We start from the raw sequence: 19,277 nt of genomic DNA on the forward strand, positions 1-19,277 counted from the left end.
CCGGTCGGCTGCGGCCGACCGGCGACGAGCCCTCCCGGCTCTCCGGCGGCGGCCCCTCCTCGGCTACGCCGATTCGCGCAGCCGCAGCCGTGCCCCCACCACGAGTTCCTCGCGGGTGAGCAGGCTGCTTCCGGTCAGCAGCCGGGCCGCCTGCTCGACGGCGACGGCGCCGAGTGCGCTGGTGTCCAGGTCCACGGTGGACAGCGGCGGCTCCACAAGCGCTCCGAGCCCGAGACCGTCGAAGCCGATCACGGCCAGGTCGTGGGGCACCTGCCGCCCGAGCCGGCGCGCGGCACGCAGTGCTCCGATGGCGATGATGTCGTTGAACGTGAACACGGCGGTCACATCCGGGTGCGCGGCCAGGAGTTCCTTCAGCGCGCTCTCCCCGCCCTCGACGCTCTGGTCGGCGCGGCTGACGCAGCCGGCGTCGAGACCGCAGGCGTCCATCGCGCCGGCGAACCAGTCGTGACGGATGCTCGGCTCGGACCGGCCCGCGTGGTCGAGCATGCCGATCCGGTGGTGCCCCGACTCGGCCAGATACCTGATCGCCGCCCGGACGCCTTCCTCGCCGTCGATCCTGATGGAGCTGAACCGCTCGGCGCGGTCCCCCCGGTCGATGAGCACCACGGGAAGTCCCCGTGTCAGCCTGGCGATCTCGTCCTCGGGCTGGCTCAGGTACCCCACCACGGCGTCCACCTGCGAGGCGATCACCTCGAGGGTGCCCCGCTCCTCCTCCACCCGGTCGCCGGTGTCGTAGACGACGACGTGCCAGCCGCGGGCCCGCGCCGCGTCCAGCGCGGCGGCGGCCACCTCGGTGAAGAAGGGGTTGAGCAGATCGGGGATGACCAGCCCGACACTGATCGTGTCCTGCCGTACGAGTCCCCTGGCGAACCGGCTCGGCCGGTACCCCAGTGCGAGAGCGGCGTCGAGCACGCGCTGCTTGGTGGAGACGCCGATCTCGGCCTTGTCGTTGAGCGCGCGTGACACCGTTTGCCGGGACACTCCGGCGGTCCGGGCCACATCGTCGATCGTGACCCTGCGGGGTCCGGTCCCGGACGACGCCATCACTCACCTCCACGTAGTTGGCGACGCGTGCGCGTCACGGGGACACCGAGCGGGGCCCGGGCCGAAGTCGCGCCGCGGACACGGCAGGTCGCCGATCCTCCCGCGTCACGGACGGCCGCGGCAGTCCCTTGACACTCGGCCGCACCGAAGCGCACACTCCCAATCACTTCGCAACAACACCCCCGTTACCGCTCCCGTTACCGCTCCCGTGAGCGCTCACGTTACCGCTCACGGCCCCTGATTCCAACCAGAAGGCATCCGCCTCAGGTGTCAACGTCGACCCGCCTAGCCCACGTCGCTAGTCGTTCTCTGGAACGGAAGATATGAGCAGCACAGTCACTCGTACCCGCCTCGGCATGGCCGCCGCGGCAGTCAGCATCGTCGTACTCGCCGGATGCTCGTCGCCCGAGTCGTCCGACAAGGCGTCCGCGGCCTCCTGCGAGCCCGCGAAGGGGAAGGTCACCCTCCAGTACTGGAACGCGGTTCCAGGCATGGAGAAGGTCGTCGACCTGTGGAACAAGAAGAACCCCGACATCCAGGTCGAGACCAAGAACATCTCCAACGACCAGTACGGCACCATCGGAAACGCGCTCAAGGCGGGGAAGGCGCCGGACCTCGCCCAGGTCGGCTACGACCAGCTGCCCAACCTGCGCACCCAGGACGCGTTCGTCGACGCCTCGGCCTGTGAGGAAGCCGCCGCGGCCAAGTCGAAGTTCGTGCCGTGGACCTGGTCGCAGGCCAGCTTCGGCGACACCGGCGTGTTCGCCCTCCCGCAGGACACCGGCCCCATGGCCCTGTACCTGCGCAGCGACATATTCGAGAAGTACGACGTCGCGATCCCCGAGACCTGGGACGAGTACGCGGCCGCCGCGAAGAAGCTGCACAAGGCGGACCCCGACCTCACCATCACGTACTTCGACCCGAACAACGCCGAGTGGTTCAACGGGCTCCTCTGGCAGAACAACGCCAAGATGTACGGCTACGCCGACGACAAGTGGCACGTCACCGTCGAGTCGGCGCAGAGCGAGCAGGTCGCTCAGTACTGGCAGCAGCTGATCTCCGACAAGCTGGTGCGCACCGATCTGGCGCACGGTTCCACGCAGATGTACGCGGCGTACCAGAAGGACCAGATCGCCAGCTACGTGGGTGCCTCGTGGGGCTACAGCATGTTCCGCGACAACCTGCCGAAGCAGGCCGGCAAGTGGACGATCGTCCCGATGCCGACCTGGGGCGCGAACGGCGCGTCCGGCAACTGGGGCGGCTCGACCGTCGCGTTCATGAAGGGCAGCAAGCACCTGTACGAGTCGGTCAAGTTCAACACCTGGCTGAACACCGACCCGGAGGCGCTGGCGCTGGAGAACGAGCTGGGCGGCCTGTACCCGGCGGCCACCGACGGGCTGGAGCTTCCCTCGCTCGCCGAGGGCGTGCCGTACTACGACAACCAGAAGATCTTCGATGTCTTCGCCGAGTCGTCGAAGAAGGTGGACACCAGCTTCACCTGGGGTCCGACGCAGAAGACCGTGAACCTGGCGCTCCAGGACGCGATGGCCAAGGCCGCGGCCGGTGACGGCACGCTGAGCGACGCGCTGACGGCCGCCCAGGACGCGGCGCTGAAGTCGATGCAGGACCAGGCGATTCCGGCCGCGGCGGGCAAGTGACCGCGGTATGACCGACATCGCAACCCGCGCGACGCGCGTGGTGGAGTCACCCGCGGGCCGCCGCCGTATCAACGGCGGCGGCCCGCGGGCGGGCACCGTCGTCGCGTTCCTGACCCCGTTCTTCCTTCCGTTCGTGCTGTTCTATCTGGTGCCCGTCGGCTACGCGCTCTGGCAGAGCGTCCGCGTGGTGCGCCGCACCGGTGGCCAGTACGGGACGTCGTACACGACCTTCGGCGGTTTCGAGCAGTACCTGGAGGTGTTCCAGAACCACGAGTTCTGGGCCAGCATCGGGCGCATCGGACTGTTCGGCATCGTGCAGGTGCCGGTGATGCTGTTCATCGCGCTGATCATGGCGCTGCTGCTGGACACCCCGCTGCTGAGACTCAAGGCGTTCTTCCGCATCACGGCGTTCATGCCGTACGCCGTGCCCGGCGTCATCGCCGCGATCATGTGGTCGTACCTCTACTCGCCGCAGCTCAGCCCCGTGGTCGACCTGTTGAAGGGCGTCGGCCTAGAACCCGACTTCCTCGGCCCCGGTGCCGTGCTGTGGTCGGCGGCGAACGTCTCCACGTGGCTGTGGACCGGCTACAACATGCTGATCATGTACTCGGCGTTGCAGTCGATCCCGCAGGAACTCTACGAGGCCGCCAAGATCGACGGCGCGAACAACTGGACGATCGCCTGGCGGATCAAGGTCCCGATCATCGCCCCGTCCCTGGTCCTGACGACGGTGTTCTCGATCATCGGCACGCTGCAGCTCTACGCCGAGCCGGCCGTGCTGCGTCAGATCTCCTCGAACATCTCCAGCACGTTCACTCCGAACATGCTCGCGTACGCGGTGGCCTCCGGGAACAACTACCAGCAGGCCGCGGCGATCTCCGTGGTCATCGCCGTCATCACCTTCGTCCTGAGCTTCGGGTTCATGCGACTCACCTCGAAGAAGGCCGGCCTATGAGCAAGCACCCCGTCACCCGTGAGAGCCGCGTCAGCCGCACGGCCGTCATGGCGCTGATGTTCCTTCTGGCGATCTACTTCCTGCTCCCGGTCTACTTCCTGATCGTCGCCGCCACGAAGCCGCAGGGCGACCTCGCCTCCACCAACGGACTGGCGTTCTCCCACTTCAACCTGTTCGAGAACCTGGAGGTCCTGTTCACCCGCAGCGACGGCATCTTCGGCCGCTGGGCCGTGAACACCGTCATCTACGCGGTGCTGGGCGCGGCCGTGGGCACCCTGATCTCCGCGCTGTGCGGCTACGCGCTGGCCAAGTTCGAGTTCCGGGGCCGTGAGTTCCTGTTCTCGGTCATCCTCGGCGGTGTCCTCGTGCCGACCACGGCGCTCGCGCTGCCGCTGTTCCTGCTGTTCTCGGCGACCGGGCTCGTCAACACCTATCTCGCCGTGTTCCTGCCGAGCATCGTCAGCCCGTTCGGCGTGTATCTGGCCCGTATATTCGCCAACGCGGCCGTTCCCCAGGAACTCATCGAGTCGGCCCGTCTGGACGGCGCGGGCGAGTTCCGCACCTTCTTCTCGGTGGCGTTCAAACTGATGACGCCGGCGCTGGTGACGATCTTCCTGTTCCAGTTCGTCGCCATCTGGAACAACTTCTTCCTGCCCATGGTCATGCTGCAGAAGGAGTCGCTCTTCCCGATCACGCTGGGCCTGTACCAGTGGAACGGTCAGACCGCCCGCGCCCCGCTGCTCCAGCAGTCCGTGATCACCGGCTCGCTGGTGTCGATCGTGCCGGTGATCATCGTGTTCATCCTCCTCCAGCGGTTCTGGCGCACCGGGCTCGCCGCCGGCTCCCTCAAGTGACCGCACCCGCACTTCGCTTCCCCCACCCCCCGCCAGCACAGAAGGTGCCCCACACCATGCACAACTCCGCCGTCTTCGTGCCCCATTTCCACTGGGACCGGGAGTGGTACGAGCCGTTCCAGGTGTTCCGGCACCGGCTCGTCGCCGCCCTGGACACCGTGCTGGAGACGGCCGAGGCGAACCCGGACTTCCGGTTCACCGTCGACGGGCAGATGGCCGCGATCGAGGACTACCTGGAGATGCGCCCGGAGAACCGTGAGCGCGTCACGGCGCTGGTCGGTGAGGGCCGGCTCGCCATCGGGCCGTGGCTGATCCTGCTCGACGAGTTCCTCTGCTCCGGAGAGACCATCGTCCGCAACCTCCAGATGGGGTGGGAGGCCGCGCGGGCCCTGGGCGGCGCGATGCCCATCGGCTATCTGCCCGACATGTTCGGCCATGTCGCGCAGATGCCGCAGATCCTGGCGCGCGCCGGTATCGAGCACGCGGCACTGTGGCGCGGTGTGCCCGGCTCCGTCGACGGTCACGCCTTCCGCTGGCGCGCACCCGACGGCTCCGAGGTGCGCACCGAATTCCTCTTCGACGGCTACGACAACGGTCTCGACGTGCTGCTGGTGCCCGACCAGATCGGCCGGGCGCTCGGCGAGTACGCCGAGATGACGGCCGAGCGCTGGGGCAGCGACCCGGTGCTGGCCATGGCGGGCACCGACCACAACGCGCCCGACCCGCACCTGGCGTCCTGGCTGCGGCAGGCGTCCGACGAGCGGCGCGCCATCACCATGGCCACCCTGGACGAGTACATCCGCGGGCACGTCCGTGACGAGGTGACCGCCGTCGTCACCGGTGAGCTGCGCAGCCATGTGCGCGGCAACATCCTGCCGGGCGTGCTGTCCGTGCGGCTCGGGCTCAAGCAGCGCATGGCGCTCGCCGAGCGCACCATCGACCACGCCGAGCGGGTGAACGCCCTGTGGTCCCGGCGCGACGACGGGCCGTTCCTCGCGCTGGCCTGGCACAAGATCATCGAGTCGACCGCCCATGACTCGGTCGTGGGCTCCGGCACGGACGAGACCTGCGACCAGGTCGACGCACGGCTCGCCGAGGCCGCTCAGGCGGCACGGGCCGTCCGGGACGCGGCCCTCGCCGAGCCCGCCGCGCTGGTGCCCGGCGACGGCTACCTGGTGGCCAACCCGCTGCCGTCGGCGCGCGACGCGCTCGTCGAGGTGGACGTCGTCGCCCCGGTGGAGGGCACCACGCTGGTCGCGACGGCCGCCGACGGATCGGCGCAGCCCGTGCAGTTGGTCTCCCAGGCCCCCACCGTGCTCAGCGACGAGCGCATGGACGCGTCACAGCTCGAACGGGTGCTGCGCCGGATCCACCGCCGCGAGCTGTTCGGCCTGCTGATCGACCACTACGAACTCACCCCCGGTTCACTCGTCTTCCACCTCGCCGAGGTGCCGACGAGCGGACCGTTCGACCTGCTCATCCTGCGCCGCGAGGTCGCCGAGGCGGCCGCCGCGCATCCGGGTGAGTGGCAGGTGCGGACCTTGGCCCAGGCCCGGGCCACCGCCCTGGTGCCCGTGCGTGTCCCCGCCTCGGGGCTGACCGGTTTCCGGGTCGAGGCGAGCGACCGGCCCGCCGCCCCGGCGCTGCGACTCGCGCCCGCCGCCGCGACGACCGACGGTCTCGCGAACGGACTGGTCTCGGTCGCGGTGGCCGCCGACGGGACCCTGGACGTGACCGGCTCCGACGGGACCGTCCTGCGCGGAGTCGGCCGGCTCGTCGACGGCGGTGACCGCGGCGACAGCTACAACTACGCTCCCCCCGCGCGGGACGTGCTCGTCTCCGAGCCGACGCGGGTTTCCGTGAACCTCCTGGAGAAGGGCCCGCTGCGTTCCCGGCTGCGCGTCACCCGCGTCTACGAGTGGCCCGCCGCGCTCTGCGCCGACCGTGACCTGCGCGACGACCGGACCGTGCCGACGCCGGTGGACATGCTGGTGGAAGTGCGGGCCGGCGAGCCCTTCGTGCGGATCTCCACGTCCTTCCTCAACCAGAGCGCCGATCACCGGCTGCGTTTCCACGTGCCGCTGCCCGAACCGGTGACCGGGTCCGCGTCCGCCGGGCAGTTCGCCGTCACCGAGCGCGGGCTCACCGCCGAGGGCGGCTGGGGCGAGTACCCCCTCCCGACCTTCCCCGCGAGTTCGTTCGTGTCGGCCGGCGCCGCCAACGTCCTGCTCGACCACTCCAGCGAGTACGAACTCGTCGACGACGGCTCCGCGCTCGCCATCACCCTGCTGCGGGCGATCGGCTCGATCAGCGTCAACATCCACCCCCTGCGCGACGAGCCCGCGGCGAGCGAGATCCCCGCGCCCGGGGCGCAGGATCTCGGAATGCGGATCGAGAACCGCTTCGCCGTCGTGCCCTGCGCGTCCGGCTGGCGAGGCGGCAACGCGGTCGCGCTCGCCGAGGAGTTCCGCAACGACGTACTGGTCGTACGCGGCACCGCGCCCGTCGGCGGCCGGCTGCCCCCGGACGCGACCGGGGTACGGGTCGAGGGCGAGGACGTCTTCGTGTCGAGCGTCCGCCGTGTCACCGACGCCGACGGCAGGGCCGGCACCGAGGTCCGCATGGTGGCGATGCGCGACACCGCGGCTTCCGTCCGCGTCACGGGGCCGTTCACCGAGGTCACCACGGTGGACCTGCTCGGTCGGCCGCTGTCCGCCGACGAGGCGCTGGACGACCTCACGTGCGAACTCGGTCCGTGGGAGATCCGAACCGTCGTGCTCCGGTAGCCGCGGCCCCGCAGGCCCACAACGAGCTCCCCTTCTGCTACCACGAAAGTTGTGACCTCTTGTCCTCCGAGCTTTCCGCGTATGTTTCGGACACCACCCCAGGGCGTGGCGCGCTGCGTCCGGCGCGCTCGTGGCTGCACTCCGACGCGCCCTCTCGTTCACTGAACGGCCCTTGGCGCTTTCGTCTGTCCCCCACGGCGACGGCGGCGGAGGACTTCACGGACGAAGGCTTCGACGACCGCGGCTGGGACAGCATTCCGGTGCCCTCCCACTGGGTGCTCGAGGGCGACGGCGCCAACGGCCGGCCGATCTACACGAACATCCGGTTCCCGTTCCCGATCGATCCGCCCCACGTCCCGGACGAGAACCCGACCGGCGACTACCGCCGGCACTTCGACCTGCCCGCCGAGTGGTCGGACGCCGAGCGGGTCGTGCTGCGGTTCGACGGCGTCGAGTCGCTGTTCACCGTGTGGGTCAACGGTGTCGGGATCGGGGCTGCGAGCGGCAGCCGGCTCGCCCACGAGTTCGACGTGACGTCCGCGGTACGCCCGGGTGACAACGTCGTCGCCGTGCGGGTGCACCAGTGGTCGGCGGCCAGTTACGTCGAGGACCAGGACCAGTGGTGGCTGCCGGGCATCTTCCGCGACGTCACCCTGATCGCCCGGCCCGCCGGCGGCATCGAGGACGTCTGGCTGCGGACGTCCTTCGACCACGGGCGTGGACGCGTCGACGCGGAGGTGACCGCCGAGGCGTCGGCCTTCCCGGTCACGCTGCGCATCCCCGAACTCGGCGTCGAGCAGGTCTGGGCGACCGCGGCCGAGGTGGCGCCCGTCGACGTGGCCGAGGTGGAGCCGTGGTCGGCGGAGCGGCCCCGGCTGTACGACGCCACCGTGTCGACGGCCGCTGAGAGCATCACCCTGCGCGTGGGCTTCCGTACGGTGGAGATCCGCGGCGACCGGTTCCTGGTCAACGGCCGCCGCGTCGTGTTCCACGGCGTGAACCGCCACGAGACCCACCCCGAGCGCGGGAGGGTCTTCGACGAGCAGCACGCCCGCGAGGACCTGGCCCGGATGAAGCGGTTCAACGTGAACGCGATCCGCACCAGCCACTACCCACCCCACCCCCGGCTGCTCGACCTCGCCGACGAACTCGGATTCTGGGTCGTCCTCGAATGCGATCTCGAAACGCACGGCTTCGACAAGGTCGACTGGGTCGGCAACCCGAGCGACGACCCTGCCTGGCGCGAGGCCTATCTGGACCGCATCCGGCGCACGGTCGAACGCGACAAGAACCATCCCAGCATCGTGATCTGGTCGCTGGGCAACGAGGCCGGGACGGGCAGCAACCTCGCCGCCATGTCCGCCTGGGTGCACGCCCGCGACGCCGAACGCCCCGTGCACTACGAAGGCGACTACACGGGCGAGTACACCGACATCTACTCGCGCATGTACGCGTCGGTGCCGGAGACCGAGGAGATCGGCTCCGACGACGCGCGCTCGACGCTGATGAACTGCACTCCCGCACAGAGCGCCCGGCAGCGCGGCAAGCCGTTCATTCTCTGCGAGTACGCCCACGCGATGGGCAACGGACCGGGAGCGTTCGACCAGTACGAGGAGCTGGTGCACCGTCATCCGCGGCTGCACGGCGGCTTCGTGTGGGAGTGGCGCGACCACGGCATCCTCGCCGAGACCCCGGACGGGACGCCCTACTACGCCTACGGCGGCGACTTCGGGGAGGTCGTGCACGACGGCAACTTCGTGATGGACGGCATGCTGTTGAGCAACGACGTGCCGACGCCCAGCCTCCACGAGTACAAGGCGGTCGCACAGCCGGTCCGTTTCGTCTTCGACGGCGACAAGGTCGCGATCAGCAACCTGCGGCACTCGGCCGACACCTCCGACCTGCGATTCCGCTGGCGTGTCGAGCACGACGGAACACCCGTGGACGCGGGCGACCTGGAGGTCCCCCTGGTCACGGCGGGCGAGTCGGGGCTCGTACCGCTCCCCCGGATCCCGGTGTCACCGGACGCGGAGACCTGGCTCACCATCGACGCCGTGCTCGCCGAGGCGGCCGCGTGGGCACCGGAAGGACACGTGGTCGCGACCGCGCAGCTCGACCGCTCGGCACGTCGTCCCGCCCCCGCGGTCCGCCACCGAACCGGCTGGCGACCGGACGCGGGGACGCTGACGCTGGGCACCGCCGGGTTCGTCGGCGGATCCCTCGTGCGGCTCGCCGGCCGGCCCGTGACGGGTCCACGGCTGGAGCTGTTCCGCGCGCCGACCGACAACGACGAGGGCGCCTCCGACGGCGTCGAGGAGAGCGACGCCAGTGTCGCCGGCGTGTCCAGCGCCGACCTCTGGCGTCGCGACGGTCTGCACCGGCTGACCACACGACGCCTGTCGGTGGAGCGCACCGCCGACGCCCTGCGCACCCTCGACAGGGTCTCCGCCGCCGACTCCGCCCTGTCGGTCATGGTGGAGTCCGTCTGGTCCGTCGAGGGCGACGAACTGGAACTGCGCGTCGAGATCGAGCCCTCCGGCGGCTGGCGCACCGTGTGGCCCCGGATCGGCATCCGTTTCGAACTCCCCGACGGCACGGCGCCCGTCGACGGCGCCGAGTGGTTCGGCCTGGGCCCGCACGAGTCCTACCCCGACAGTCTCCGCGCGGCACGCACGGGCCGCTTCTCGGCCGGTATCGACGACCTCTCGGTCGACTACGCCCGCCCCCAGGAGACCGGACACCGCTCCCGGCTGCGCCACCTCACGTTGAGGAGCGGCGACGCCGAGGTGCTGCGGATCACGGCCGTCCCCGACCGTCACGGCCGCCGCCCCGGTTTCACGCTCAGCCGCCACACCCCGCAGCAGATCGCCGCAGCCGGACACCCCTTCGAGCTGCCCGACACGACGACCAGCCACCTGATCGTCGACGCGGCCCAGCACGGGCTCGGCTCACGGGCCTGCGGACCGGACGTGTGGCCCGAGTTCGCCCTACGCCCCGAAGCCCGCACGATCAGGCTGCGCATCGCGGGGGTGTAGGCCCGGGACACATCTCACGGGGGCAGGTACGAACGGTGTATCCGCCCCCGTGCCGGCCCGATCCGGTTTCGGTGCCGCGCGCGAACCGTCGCACCCGCCGTGACGAGGTCACTGACGCCCTCGGTACCACTCGGGCGCATTGGTGCGGGCCTCGTCCGGTCGGGTCTCCAGGACGAGGTGGTACAGGTTCTCGTAGTACGCCTGCCAGCGCTCGGGGTCGCGAAACCCCCTTCGGCGGCGTCGCTCCCGCTCGGCCAGCGCCATCGGACGTACGATCTCCCAGGTCTCGATGACCGAGCCGCCGAGATAGCCGGACACCGGGGCGATCGGTACGACACCGTGGGCGACCAGCGCACCGAGGTTGTCGTAGAACCAGCACAGGTCCAGAACCTGCCGGCGATGCACCTCCGGCACCGCCGAGAGACCCTGCGACAGGTCCTGGCCGGCCAGTTGGCTCACCACGACGTGGCGGGCGCGGGCCAGCTCGGCGCCGCGATGCTCCTGGAAGAGTCCGACGACCGCGGGCAGGCTGTTGGCGTGCCGGGCCAGCCGAATCTGGCGGAGCGACGCGAGCGCGGTCACCGCCAGGGCCGTTATCGAGACGATCAGTGCCGACAGTTCCACTGGATTCCCCCGTCCACGAGTGGCAGCACTGTAGTGACCGGGCGCCCCGGTTCCGGGGCGGCGCCGGAAACGCGGTGTCTCGTCCGGGTCGGGACGGAGGCCGACTCCGGTCACCGGTGCCGTTCGGTCGATCCCCGGGCGCCGCTGCTGGCCGACCCGTCCGTCGACGCACGCGCGCAACAGGTCGGCGTGCCCGCAGCGGCGGGCGTACTCCTCGATCCTGTGCACCATGAGTTCCCGCACCGCCGTCCCGTCCTTCCCGACACGTTCGTCCGGATCCGGGTGCGCGGCCGGCGCGGCGTCGGTCGCGGCCTGCTCCCGCTCCGGATCGGCGTACGCGGCGTCGACCTCGGACTGCGCGGCGACCGCCTTGTCGAAGTCCGCGTCGCGCTCGCCGTAGAGCTTCGGCAGCGGATCGCCGTCGCCTGCCGGGGCAGGCGCGGGAGCACGTCGCGGGGCATTGTCAGTGGTGGAGTGCAAGATGACGGGCATGACAACACCTGCTGCCCAGATCGTGGATGCCGCCGCCTACGCGCAGGCGGTCGAGGACGCCGTGAAGGCGTCCGCCGCCTACTACTCCGGCGGTACGTCGGCGCTGGACGACGACACCTACGACCGGCTGGTGCGCGGCATAGCGGACTGGGAGGCCGCTCATCCCGACGAGGTGCTGCCCGATTCGCCGAGCGGGAAGGTCGCCGGCGGCGCGGTCGAGGGGGACGTCCCGCACACGGTGGCGATGCTGAGTCTGGACAACGTGTTCTCGGCGGAGGAGTTCACCGCGTGGACCGAGTCGCTGGCCCGGCGCGTCGGGCACGAGGTCGAGCGGTACGGAGTCGAACCGAAGCTGGACGGTCTGGCGGTCGCCGCCCGTTATGCCCACGGGCGCCTGACCCGGCTGATCACACGGGGCGACGGGACGGCCGGGGAGGACGTCTCGCACGCCATCGGCACCATCGAGGGCCTGCCCGAGCAGCTTGCCGAGCCGGTCACGGTGGAGGTGCGTGGCGAGGTGCTGATGACCACGGCCCAGTTCGAGCACGCCAACGAGGTGCGCACCGCCCACGGCGGCCAGCCGTTCGCCAACCCCCGCAACGCCGCCGCGGGCACCCTGCGCGCCAGGGAACGCGCCTACACCGTGCCGATGACCTTCTTCGGCTACGGTCTGCTCCCGCTGGCGGACACCGAGCCCGGGCTCGCCGCCGGGCTGGGTGAGGCGGCGCACAGCGACCTGATGGCGCGGGCCGCCGCTCTGGGCGTGAACACCACGGCCACCACCGCTGTGCCCGGGATCACCGCCGGCACGGTCGACGAGGTGCTGGTGCGGGTGAAGGAGATCGCCGCCCTGCGCCCGGAGCTGCCGTTCGGGATCGACGGCATCGTCGTCAAGGCCGACCTCGCCGCCGACCAGCGCGCCGCCGGGTCCGGCTCACGCGCCCCCCGCTGGGCCGTCGCCTACAAGCTGCCGGCCGTCGAGAAGGTGACGCGGCTGCTGGCCGTCGAATGGAATGTGGGCCGCACCGGCATCATCGCCCCGCGCGCCGTGCTGGAACCGGTCGAGATCGACGGCTCCACCATCACCTACGCGACCCTCCACAACCCGGCCGACATCACCCGTCGCGATCTGCGCGTCGGCGACCACGTCATGGTGCACCGGGCGGGTGACGTCATCCCCCGTATCGAAGCGCCCGTCGCCCATCTGCGTACCGGCGAAGAGCAGCCGATCGCCTTCCCCGAGACCTGCCCGCGCTGCGGATCCGGCATCGACACCAGCGAACAGCGCTGGCGCTGTGAGAACGGCCGCAACTGCCACCTGGTCGCCTCGCTCTCCTACGCCGCCGGACGCGACCAGCTCGACATCGAGGGTCTCGGCCACACCCGGGTCGTGCAGCTCGTCGAGGCGGGTCTGGTCGCCGACCTCGCCGACCTGTTCACCCTCACCCGGGAGCAGTTGCTGAGCCTGGAGCGGATGGGTGAGACCAGCACGGACAACCTCCTCGCCGCGCTGTCCGCGGCCAGGAACCAGCCGCTGTCCCGGGTGCTGTGCGCACTCGGCGTGCGCGGCACCGGCCGCTCCATGTCGCGGCGCATCGCCCGGCACTTCGCCACGATGGACCTTCTGCGGGCCGCCGATGCCGAAGCGATCCAGCAGGTCGAGGGCATAGGCACCGAGAAGGCCCCGTCCATCGTCGCCGAACTCGCCGAACTCGCCCCGCTCATCGACAAGCTCGCCGCGGCCGGAGTGAACATGACCGAGCCGGGCGCCACCCCGCCCACAGTGCGCGAGGACGCGGACGGCGGCGCGGAGCCCGCGGACGTCGCCGACGGCCCGCTGGCCGGGATGACGGTGGTGGTCACCGGCGCGATGACCGGCCCCTTGGAGAAGCTCAGCCGCAATCAGATGAACGAGCTCGTCGAACGGGCCGGTGGCCGCTCGTCCTCCAGCGTCTCCAAGAAGACCAGCCTGGTGGTCGCCGGTGAGGGCGCCGGATCCAAGCGCGCCAAGGCGGAGAGCCTCGGAGTCCGTCTGGCCACGCCGGACGAGTTCGCCGTCCTCGTCGCGGCCTACGTCGACTGAACCGCGCCCCGACCCGGTGCCGCGGCACCGGACTGAGCCGCACCCTCGGTCCGGCGGCGCCGCACCGGGGGTGCGGCGCCGCCGGCCTCCGGCATGTCCCGCATCCGTACGGAGCGCCTCGGTGTCCGTGTCCCGACCGGCCACAACCGGGTCACGTTGACGGTCAAGGTCAGGGTGGTTTAATTTTGCAACCAGACAGGAGGGGGTGACGGCAGGTTCCGTGTACGCGGCTCGATCGCCCCCTTGGCGGTCGAAGGCTTCGGACGCGGTGATGAACGGAAAGGCCAGCATGCAATCGGTCGGCACGGACGAGGCGACGACGAACGGGCTCGACGCCTCTCAGGGAACGCCGGACGTCACGGATCCCCACCCCGCGGCACAGAGCGGTACCGACGGCACGGGGCGCTCACCCGCCGTCCGGGCGCAGACGATCAGCCTGCTGTCGATCTCGCTGGGTTCCGCGGGACTCGGAGGCGCTTGGCAGTCCGCCGCCACCACCCTGGCCGCACCGATGTGGGTGAGTGACGCGCTGTTCGCCCTGAGCGGCGCCGTGTGGCTCGTGCTGCTGGCACAGTACGTACGTCACGGTGGCGGGCGGTGGCGCAACGTCCTGCACGACCTGCACCACCCCGGCCAGGGCTTCGCCCTCGCCTATGTGCCCATCATCGGGATGCTCGCCGCGGGACATGTGTTCCGTCACGGGGTGGACGCGGCCCGCTGGGGTTATGCCGTGTTCGCCGTCCTGGCCGCGGTCGTCGCCGCCCGCCTGCTGGCGCACTGGGTCACGGGCGGTCTGGCCTCGGCGCCCCTGCACCCCGGCTACCTCCTGCCGGTGGTGTCCGCCCCCTTCATATCCAGCGCCACCGCCTCGACACTCGGCCTGCCGGAGGTCGCCGAGGCCACGTTCGCCGTCGGCGTCCTGTACTGGCTCGCGTTCGGCACCGTCATCCTCGGCGGTCTGGTCGCCCACGGCGGCAAGATGCCGCCGCCGGCCCGTCCGACCCTCACGGTGCTGGTGATCCCGCCCGCCGTCGGCGGACTGGCCTGGACGGCGGCCCATCACGGCACCTTCGACGCCGTGGGTCAGGGCTTCGCCGGACTGCTGATCTTCACGCTCCTGGTCGTCGTGTTCCTTCTGCCGGACCTGCGCCAGCAGTCGTTCCACTACGGGTACTGGATCTTCTCCTTCCCCGTGGCGGCCGGCACCAACTTCCTCCTGCTGTGGCTCCGCGGAACCGATGTGCCCGGCTGGCGGCCGGTGTCGTGGCTGCTGCTCGCCACGGTGAGCACGGCGTTCGTCGCGCTGTACGCGGCCACGCTCCGGCACGCACGCCGCAGCCGGACCGGCGCGGCCGCATAGACGCCGGGAGGCCGCCGGGCCCGACCGGCGGGGGTTTGCTCACCATGACGAGGCGGTTTAGATTCGCAACCACCACAGTGAGCGGAGTACGCCTCACAACGCCGACTCAGGAGGGCCGTCGGAGTGCGCAGGACCACGTTTGCCGAAGCCCCGTGCCCGGTGGCCCGGTCGCTCGACCAGATCGGCGACTGGTGGTCGCTGCTGATCATCCGCGACGCACTCGACGGCGTACGGCGTTTCAGCGAGTTCCAGAAGAGTCTCGGCCTCGCCCGGAACATCCTGAGCACCCGGCTCGCCAAACTCGTCTCCCACGGCATCCTGCGCTCGCAGCCGGCCTCGGACGGCAGCGCGTACCAGGAATACGTCCTCACCGAGAAGGGCGAGTCGCTGCGCCTGGTGATCCAGGCGCTGCACCAGTGGGGCGGGGACTTCCTCTTCACCGAGGATGAGCAGCCCCCGCCGCTCGTGGAGAAAGTCACCGGTGAGCGTGTGGCCCGGCTCGAACTCACACGGTCCGACGGACGGGTGCTGCACCCCGGCGAGGTCACGGTCCTCAAGCCCAGGCCGGCCAGCGACTCCTGAACCACCGGGGACACCGGACCCGGTACCACGCGGGTTCCCCCGCCCGGGGTCGGCCACGACGCCGGAGGGTCGGCGCAGTACCGTCGCACGCACGACGGGAAACGCTGGAAGAGGAAGCCATGACCCGGAACGCGGTCGACGCCGCGCACGTCGAGGACGCGGTGCTCGCACGCGGCGCCCAGGCCGGTGACATCACCGCACTCGGTCTGCTGCTGGAACGGCACCGGGCCGGTATGCGGGCGGTGGCGCTGAGCATTCTGGGGCCGGGGCCCGACGTCGACGACGTGGTCCAGGACGCGGCCGTGACCGCGCTGCGCAGGGTGGGCGACGTCCGGGACCCGTCGGCGGTGGGCGCGTGGCTGCGGATGATCGTGCGCAACGCCTGCCGTTCCCTGGTGCGCGAATCCGTTGCCTTCCGCCCCCTCGACGATGTGCACGTGCCGGCCGGCGGCGTGGGTCCCGAGGAATGGCTGGAGCGCCACACGATGCGGGACTGGATCTGGGAGGCCGTCGAAAAGCTGTCCCCGACGCTGCGCCTGCCCCTGGTGCTGCGCCACTTCACCACCGGGGTGACCTCCTACGAGCGGATAGCGGAGGCCTGCGGGGTCCCGGTCGGCACGGTGCGGAGCCGGCTCAGTCAGGGCCGGGCCAAGCTCGCAAAGGCGCTCGCCGCCACCGCGGACGCGCCGCACGGCGACACCGAGCGGCGTGTCCGTGCCAGTCGTGTCGAGGCGCGCGAGACACTCGCCGCGGCCGAGAGCGGACGCTTCGGCGCGCTGCTGGCGGAGCGCTGGTCGCCCGAGATCGCCCTGTTCAGGGGCGACCGCCCGGTGGGCGGCCGGAGCTTCCTGGTGCGCGGCATGGACGGTGACCTGGAAGCCGGGGTGCGGCAGCGCCTGGTCCACGCCGTGGCCGGCCGGTCCCTGGTCGTCTGGGAGATGGATCTGCTCAACCCGCCCGACGACCCCGAGCACTGCCCGCCCTCGGTGGCCTGGCTGATGACACTGGACGACGCCGGTCGTCCGCACCGGCTGCGGCTCCTGCACCCCAGACCGGTGCCGGCCCTCCAGCCACCCACTCCCGCGTGACGGGCATCACTCACCTCGGATCGAACTTCGTCCCTTCTCCCGCGTCCTGCCGGTGTCATCGACACCCACCGGAGAAGGAAACACCATGACCACCTCCCCGACCCGTGCGCTTGCGGCCGGAACACACACGGTCGAGATCGACGGGCTGGTGCAGCGCTACCACGTCCACGGCACGGGACCGGTGTGCGTCGCGCATTCCGGCGGACCGGGCATCGACTGGGAGTACCTGCGCATGCCCGAGCTGGAGCGGTACCTGACGGTCGTCTACCCGGAGCCGGTCGGCAGCGGTGCCTCCGAGCGGCTGCCCTCCCACCCGCACGGCTACACCCGGGCCCGCTACAGCCGGTTCCTCGAAGCGCTGACCGAGCATCTCGGCCTCCCCCGGGTGCACCTCCTGGGTCATTCGCACGGCGGCTTCGTCGCCCAGTACCACGCCCTGCGCCGCCCCGAGCAGGTCGCCGGGGTGATCCTCTACGAGAGCGCGCCGCTGACCGGTCCCGAGCACGCCGCCGAGGCCATGCGCCTGGTGGAGTCGTTCGCCGAGCGCAACGCCGGTCATCCCGAACTCCCCGAGGTGCTGGCCGCCTTCCAGGCCATCCCCGCCATCTCCGACGACGCGCAGATGACGGCGGTCGTCAGGGGGCTGGTTCCCGCCTACCTCGCGGACTACTGGGGCCGGGAGCGGGAGTTCGCCCCGATGCGGGCCTCCGTACGCGGCAACCACATCTCCGGACTGGACGAGAACCTGGTCCCGGAGGTCATCGACGACCGTGCGGACCTCGGCTCGCTCACCGTACCGACGCTGGTCGTCGTCGGCCGCCACGACGTCGTCTGCGGTGTGCGGTGGGCCGAGGAACTGCACCGGCGGATCCCGGGTTCGCAGCTTCTGGTACTGGAGCAGAGCGGCCACTTCGGCCACATCGAGGAGCCGGAGGCCTTCTCGCGGGCTGTGACGGATTTCGTGACGGCCACGCTGCACACCACCGCGTGACCCCTCGTCCGCCTCGTTCAGGTGGCAGGGCCGATTCGCGGATTCCCCAGGGTGTGAAGCGGTCCGGGGCACGGTGCGCGGGGTCCCCGGCAGCCACGCCGCCCGGTGTGTCCCGATCGGCAGCCGTGGCGACCTGATCGAGCAGGCGGCGGCTCCGGGCGTGACGCCGTGCCGACCGGTCACTCCCGACCGGGCGGCACGGCGCGAAGCGTTTCCCTCCTGCGCGGGCGGCTCGTGAAGGTGTCGGCCCCTCGCGGGCCGTCCGGGAACCGGCGTCCGTGCCGCTCACGGGGTGTTCCTGCCACGGCGGGCAGACGTCGAGGCCGCGTCGCCCGGCAGCCGCGACTCGGCCGGGGCGGCGTCCGTTGCGCCGTCCGCGCGGCCGGCAGCGCCGCGACGGCGGGTGCCGCCGCCCGCGCCGTACCGACGGGTGCCGCTGCCCCCGCCGCGATGGCGGGCGAGCAGGACGACGACGGCGCCCAGCAGGGCCAGCACGACCACGGCGAACCACGCCGTCGCGGTGGTCACGGGCAGGAAGCGGGTGGCCACACCGAGGCCGACGGGGAGCAGGGCCAGACCGAGGTAGGAGGCGAGGAAGACACCGGCGAGGGCTTCGCCGCGCCGGCTCGGGGCGGCCGTGGCTGCCACATGGCCGACGGCGGCCTTGAACAGCACCCCGGCCCCTACGCCCGAGATGATCGCGGCGAGCAGGAACAGGACCAGGCTGCCGAGGTGCACGCCGATCGCGACCGCGGCGATGCCCACGGCCTGGGCGACCAGCCCGATCGCCCACCTGGACCGGTCGCCGAGGCGGCCGGTGAGCACCTGGGCCGTCGCGGCCGCGCCGAAGACGGTGAACACGACGAGCCCGGCCAGCGCGCGCGACGGATGGTGCAAGGTCTCACCGACGAATCCCGGGGCCAGCGAGGTGAACAGCCCGAAGACCGCCATGGAGGTGAATCCGGCCGCCGCCGCCAGCGGGTATCCAGGCTCCCTGAGCCCCGCGACGACCCGCTGGGGACGGTACGCCGGACGGGCCGCCGACCGGTCGACGGTCTCCGGTGCCAGTGCCACGGCGGCGACGCCGGCCAGCAGCAGCACTCCGAAGACGACATACGGCAGGTGCAGCGGCGCACCGAAATACTGGGCGAGCGCTCCCGCGACGAGGGGGCCGAGCCCGAGACCGCCGATGTTGGCCGCGGTCGAGACGATCTCGAAGCGCCGCGTCGACGCGCCGGGCCGCTGCGCCGCGTGCAGGTCCTGCAGATGGGCGGTGGCTGCGGCCGTGAGGACGCCGACACCGAGACCGGTGACGAACCGCGCCACGATCAGGACCGGCAGCGAGTGCCCGGCGAGGAAGAGCCCGGCCGCGATCACCTCGGCCACCAGCGCCGCGGTCAGGGCCTTCTTCCGGCCGATCTGGTCCGATATGTGCCCCACGAGCAGCAGGCTGGTGAGCACACCGACGGCGTAGACGGCGAACACGACGGTGACGGTGAAGGACGAGAAGCCGTCGCGGGCCTGGTAGAGCGGATAGAGCGGCGTGGGAACGGTGGAGAACGCCATGGCCGTGACGAACACGGCGGCGATCGTCCAGAACCCGGAGCGGTGCCGGCGCGCGGCGCCCACCACCGGCAGCGCCGGTGCGCCGTGAGCGGTGGCACGGCGAGGCCAGTGGCGGACGGCCATCGTCATCGGCATGGC

At 71.1% G+C, this 19,277-nt stretch carries 13 protein-coding genes and 1 pseudogene; 10 read left to right on the forward strand and 4 right to left on the reverse strand.

The features are described 5' to 3' along the window. Positions 1-63: 63 nt before the first annotated feature. A complete protein-coding gene (locus tag DN051_RS04685) occupies positions 64-1,065 on the reverse strand; it encodes a LacI family DNA-binding transcriptional regulator (RefSeq protein WP_053756239.1) in 1,002 nt (333 codons plus the stop codon). Between the two features lie 323 nt (positions 1,066-1,388). Here DN051_RS04685 and DN051_RS04690 point away from each other — a divergent pair, with 323 nt between their 5' ends. The 5 genes from DN051_RS04690 to DN051_RS04710 are packed head-to-tail and all read left to right on the forward strand — an operon-like array spanning position 1,389 to position 10,353. After that, positions 1,389-2,723 carry an ABC transporter substrate-binding protein gene (locus DN051_RS04690; RefSeq protein ID WP_112438060.1) on the forward strand — a complete coding sequence of 445 codons (1,335 nt, stop codon included), beginning with the start codon at positions 1,389-1,391 and terminating at the stop codon, positions 2,721-2,723. Positions 2,724-2,730: 7 nt separating this feature from the next. Further along, positions 2,731-3,678 (forward strand): carbohydrate ABC transporter permease, encoded by a 948-nt coding sequence (locus DN051_RS04695; protein WP_112438061.1) that lies wholly within the window; start codon positions 2,731-2,733, stop codon positions 3,676-3,678. Further along, positions 3,675-4,532 carry a carbohydrate ABC transporter permease gene (locus DN051_RS04700; RefSeq protein WP_053756236.1) on the forward strand — a complete coding sequence of 286 codons (858 nt, stop codon included), beginning with the start codon at positions 3,675-3,677 and terminating at the stop codon, positions 4,530-4,532. The genes DN051_RS04695 and DN051_RS04700 overlap by 4 nt, the downstream gene beginning before the upstream one ends. Before the next feature lie 56 nt (positions 4,533-4,588). After that, a complete protein-coding gene (locus DN051_RS04705; RefSeq protein WP_112438062.1) occupies positions 4,589-7,318 on the forward strand; it encodes a glycoside hydrolase family 38 N-terminal domain-containing protein in 2,730 nt (909 codons plus the stop codon). Between the two features lie 59 nt (positions 7,319-7,377). After that, positions 7,378-10,353 (forward strand): glycoside hydrolase family 2 TIM barrel-domain containing protein, encoded by a 2,976-nt coding sequence (locus DN051_RS04710; RefSeq protein WP_112438063.1) that lies wholly within the window; start codon positions 7,378-7,380, stop codon positions 10,351-10,353. 108 nt (positions 10,354-10,461) lie between these two features. Here the strand turns inward: DN051_RS04710 and DN051_RS47745 are convergent, their stop codons facing one another. Together DN051_RS47745 and DN051_RS04715 are read right to left on the reverse strand one after the other, a co-directional pair. Beyond that, positions 10,462-11,091, reverse strand: coding sequence for a DUF4760 domain-containing protein (locus tag DN051_RS47745; RefSeq protein WP_425471806.1), 630 nt, complete (start codon positions 11,089-11,091; stop codon positions 10,462-10,464). A 33-nt stretch (positions 11,092-11,124) separates the two neighbouring features. Then, positions 11,125-11,400, reverse strand: a pseudogene (locus DN051_RS04715) (mycothiol transferase); the annotation flags it as partial. A gap of 67 nt (positions 11,401-11,467) precedes the next feature. Between DN051_RS04715 and ligA the strand changes: the two are divergent. The 5 genes from ligA to DN051_RS04740 all read left to right on the forward strand — a co-directional run bounded on the left by ligA (position 11,468) and on the right by DN051_RS04740 (position 17,573). Then, complete coding sequence (gene ligA, locus DN051_RS04720) at positions 11,468-13,552, forward strand: NAD-dependent DNA ligase LigA (protein WP_234388590.1); 2,085 nt, start codon at positions 11,468-11,470, stop codon at positions 13,550-13,552. A gap of 289 nt (positions 13,553-13,841) precedes the next feature. After that, complete coding sequence (locus DN051_RS04725) at positions 13,842-14,912, forward strand: TDT family transporter (protein ID WP_162624855.1); 1,071 nt, start codon at positions 13,842-13,844, stop codon at positions 14,910-14,912. A gap of 123 nt (positions 14,913-15,035) precedes the next feature. Further along, complete coding sequence (locus tag DN051_RS04730; protein WP_112438065.1) at positions 15,036-15,494, forward strand: winged helix-turn-helix transcriptional regulator; 459 nt, start codon at positions 15,036-15,038, stop codon at positions 15,492-15,494. Positions 15,495-15,613: 119 nt separating this feature from the next. Further along, entirely contained in the window at positions 15,614-16,582 is a 969-nt protein-coding gene (locus DN051_RS04735) for an RNA polymerase sigma factor (RefSeq protein ID WP_112438066.1), read from the forward strand. Positions 16,583-16,667: 85 nt separating this feature from the next. Then, positions 16,668-17,573 carry an alpha/beta fold hydrolase gene (locus tag DN051_RS04740; protein WP_112438067.1) on the forward strand — a complete coding sequence of 302 codons (906 nt, stop codon included), beginning with the start codon at positions 16,668-16,670 and terminating at the stop codon, positions 17,571-17,573. Between the two features lie 285 nt (positions 17,574-17,858). On the opposite strand, the gene DN051_RS04745 is transcribed toward DN051_RS04740, so the two are convergent. Next, entirely contained in the window at positions 17,859-19,274 is a 1,416-nt protein-coding gene (locus DN051_RS04745) for an MFS transporter (protein WP_234388589.1), read from the reverse strand. Positions 19,275-19,277: the final 3 nt, after the last annotated feature.

The organism is Streptomyces cadmiisoli, from assembly GCF_003261055.1.
Taxonomy (GTDB): domain Bacteria; phylum Actinomycetota; class Actinomycetes; order Streptomycetales; family Streptomycetaceae; genus Streptomyces; species Streptomyces cadmiisoli.

What these genes read in the sequence shown, in the direction of transcription:
- DN051_RS04685 (WP_053756239.1), bottom strand. Translation starts at nt 1,065, where the DNA reads ATGGCGTCGTCCGGGACCGGACCCCGCAGGGTCACGATCGACGATGTG.
- DN051_RS04690 (WP_112438060.1), top strand. Translation starts at nt 1,389, where the DNA reads ATGAGCAGCACAGTCACTCGTACCCGCCTCGGCATGGCCGCCGCGGCA.
- DN051_RS04695 (WP_112438061.1), top strand. Translation starts at nt 2,731, where the DNA reads ATGACCGACATCGCAACCCGCGCGACGCGCGTGGTGGAGTCACCCGCG.
- DN051_RS04700 (WP_053756236.1), top strand. Translation starts at nt 3,675, where the DNA reads ATGAGCAAGCACCCCGTCACCCGTGAGAGCCGCGTCAGCCGCACGGCC.
- DN051_RS04705 (WP_112438062.1), top strand. Translation starts at nt 4,589, where the DNA reads ATGCACAACTCCGCCGTCTTCGTGCCCCATTTCCACTGGGACCGGGAG.
- ligA (WP_234388590.1), top strand. Translation starts at nt 11,468, where the DNA reads ATGACAACACCTGCTGCCCAGATCGTGGATGCCGCCGCCTACGCGCAG.
- DN051_RS04725 (WP_162624855.1), top strand. Translation starts at nt 13,842, where the DNA reads ATGCAATCGGTCGGCACGGACGAGGCGACGACGAACGGGCTCGACGCC.
- DN051_RS04735 (WP_112438066.1), top strand. Translation starts at nt 15,614, where the DNA reads ATGACCCGGAACGCGGTCGACGCCGCGCACGTCGAGGACGCGGTGCTC.
- DN051_RS04740 (WP_112438067.1), top strand. Translation starts at nt 16,668, where the DNA reads ATGACCACCTCCCCGACCCGTGCGCTTGCGGCCGGAACACACACGGTC.
- DN051_RS04745 (WP_234388589.1), bottom strand. Translation starts at nt 19,274, where the DNA reads ATGCCGATGACGATGGCCGTCCGCCACTGGCCTCGCCGTGCCACCGCT.